The organism is Microbispora hainanensis (genome assembly GCF_006874475.1).
Classification (GTDB): Bacteria; Actinomycetota; Actinomycetes; order Streptosporangiales; family Streptosporangiaceae; genus Microbispora; species Microbispora hainanensis.
Genome location: NZ_VIRM01000125.1, coordinates 1 through 1,800 on the forward strand (window position 1 = coordinate 1; position 1,800 = coordinate 1,800).

The window sequence follows — 1,800 nt, forward strand, 5'->3', positions numbered from 1 at the left end:
GATCGTGAAGCTGTTGCGGGTGGGTCCGGCGGGTGAGGAGCGGCCGTGTGTGGTCGGGCCGGACGGGCGGGTGCTGGATGTGTCGTCGGTGACGGGCGACATCGACGGTGCGTTCCTTGCGGGGGACGGAGTCGGGCGGGTGCGGGCGGCGCTGGCGGAGGGCCGGTTGCCGGAGGCGGGGCCGTTCGAGCGGGTGGGTGCGCCGGTGGCCCGGCCGGGCAAGGTGGTGTGTATCGGGTTGAACTATTCCGATCATGCGGAGGAGACGGGGGCGCCGGTCCCGGGCGAGCCGGTGGTGTTCATGAAGGCGTCCAACACGGTGGTCGGTCCCGATGACGAGGTGCTGGTGCCGCGGCGGAGTGTGAAGACCGATTACGAGGTCGAGCTGGCGGTGGTCCTGGGCCGCGCGGCGCGCTATTTGGATTCGCCCAGGGATGCGGCGGGGGTGATCGCGGGGTATGCGATCGCCAACGATGTGTCGGAGCGGGAGTTCCAGAACGAGCGTGGGGGTCAGTGGGACAAGGGCAAGTCGTGTGAGACGTTCAACCCGCTGGGCCCGTGGCTGGTCACGGCCGACGAGGTGGGTGATCCGCAGGCGCTGGGGTTGCGGTTGTGGGTGAACGGGGAGCTTCGCCAGAACGGGACCACCAAGAACCAGATCTTCGGGGTGTATCACGTGATCTGGTATTTGAGCCAGTTCATGGTGCTGGAGGCGGGTGATGTGGTGAACACCGGCACCCCGGCGGGGGTGGCGTTGGGGCGTGGCCCCCAGGCCTATCTCCGGAAGGGTGATGTGGTGGAGGTGGAGATCGACGGCCTGGGCCGTCAGCGCCAGCGGGTCGGTCAGGCATGAGGGAGCGGACCGGCGGGCGCAGCGGGGAGTCCGGCGGGCACAGCGGGGAGTTCGACGGGCACAGTGGGGAGTTCGGCGGGCACAGTGGGGAGTTCGGCGGGCTGGTGGCGGTGGTCACCGGCGGGGCGTCGGGTATCGGCCGGGCGGTGGCCGAGGAGCTGACCGCCCGGGGCGCCCGGGTGGCGGTGCTGGATGTGAAGGACACGGGGTCCGGGTCCGGGTCCGGGTTCGTGTGCGATGTGAGCGACGACGCCGCCGTGCGCCGGGCGATCGCGGCGGTGGCCGAGGCGTTCGGGCGGATCGATGTGCTGGTGAACAACGCGGGTATCGGGGCGCAGGGCACGGTGGCGGGCAACGACGACGCCGAGTGGCTGCGGGTGCTGGATGTGAACGTGGTGGGGGTCGCGCGGGTGACCCGGGCGGCGTTGCCGTATCTGCGGGAGTCGCCGTGTGCGGCGGTCGTCAACATGTGTTCGATCGCGGCGACGGCGGGGTTGCCGCTGCGGGCGTTGTATTCGGCGTCCAAGGGGGCGGTGCTGGCGTTGACGAGGGCGATGGCGGCCGATCACGTTGGTGAGGGCATCCGGGTCAACTGTGTGAGTCCGGGCACGGTGGACACCCCGTGGGTCGGGCGGCTTTTGGATGCCGCCGCTGATCCGGTGGCGGAGCGGGCGGCGCTGGCGGCGCGTCAGCCGCACGGCCGTTTGGTGACGCCGCAGGAGGTCGCGCACGCGGTGGCGTATCTGGCCGGTCCGCGGGCGGGGTCGACCACCGGGGTCGAGTTGCCGGTGGACGGCGGGATGTCCGGTCTGCGCCTGCGGCCGGTGACGTCATGACCGCCCCGGCCGTGGGCCTGGGAGGCAGGCTGGGGCGGTACGGGCTGGGCACGGCGCCGCTGGGCGGGTTGTTCACCCCGGTGAGCGAGCAGCAGGCCGAACACACCCTGG

At 71.6% G+C, this 1,800-nt stretch carries 2 protein-coding genes; both read left to right on the forward strand.

The window, feature by feature from the left end; all coding sequences use genetic code 11:
* On the forward strand, positions 1–853 hold an 853-nt coding region (locus tag FLX08_RS39745; RefSeq protein WP_341874381.1), incomplete at its 5' end, for a fumarylacetoacetate hydrolase family protein.
* Positions 850–1,689: an SDR family NAD(P)-dependent oxidoreductase gene (locus FLX08_RS39750; protein WP_142625409.1), complete on the forward strand. Its 840-nt coding sequence runs from the start codon at positions 850–852 to the stop codon at positions 1,687–1,689. The genes FLX08_RS39745 and FLX08_RS39750, both read left to right, overlap by 4 nt.
* Positions 1,690–1,800: the final 111 nt, after the last annotated feature.